This is a genomic window from Pseudarthrobacter sp. CC12 (assembly GCF_039907755.1).
Taxonomy (GTDB): Bacteria; Actinomycetota; Actinomycetes; order Actinomycetales; family Micrococcaceae; genus Arthrobacter; species Arthrobacter niigatensis.
Genome location: NZ_JARDJH010000101.1, coordinates 1 through 611, shown reverse-complemented (window position 1 = coordinate 611; position 611 = coordinate 1). Strand labels below are relative to the sequence as shown.

Sequence of the window (611 nt, the reverse complement as noted above, 5' to 3'; positions counted from 1 at the left end):
GGTGGGGCGGTGGAGTGGTAGGTGTGGCCGGTGGGGGTGGTGGTTGCGACGATATGCCGCTGTCCCTGGATGGTTTGGGCCGTCCAGCCGGGGGTTTCCTTGGTGTGGTTGCACGCTTCGCACAAACCCTGGCCATTATTCACGCTGGTGGGTCCACCGGTGTGCCAGGCGGTGATGTGGTCGTGGTGCCTGATCGGGGCGTCGCAGTACGGGGTGCGGCAGGTGTCGTCACGGACCTGAAGAAACCGTTTCAACCCGGCCGGGAAGAGCCGGGCTGTGGAGTCCATCGCCACGAGCTCGCCGCTGCCCGGAACGGTGTAAAGCCGCCGGACCCAGAGGTCGAGTTCTTCCATACCCGACGGCCCGGCCAGTGGGTTGGCCGCGGCTGGCCCGCCGGCGAGGGCGATGGCCCGAGCCGGTTCTGCCGGGATGGTGCCGTAGCCGGGGAGCCGTGCTGGTTCTGCGTCGGCCCGGAGGAGGGTGCGGTCGGTCATGACGAGCTGGATCTGGACCCCGGTGATGCCGCCGGGGGTGCCGGTGAGGCGTTCGATGAGGGTGTCGGCCATGACCTGGCCACGGGACCGGTCATCCCCGGCCGCCCGGGCGGTGTC

1 protein-coding gene is annotated in these 611 nt (G+C 69.6%); it reads right to left on the bottom strand.

Annotation, left to right across the window (positions count from 1 at the left end; translation table 11 throughout):
- The coding region (locus PV772_RS23035) for an HNH endonuclease signature motif containing protein (RefSeq protein ID WP_347887710.1) at positions 1-611 on the bottom strand (611 nt) is incomplete at both ends.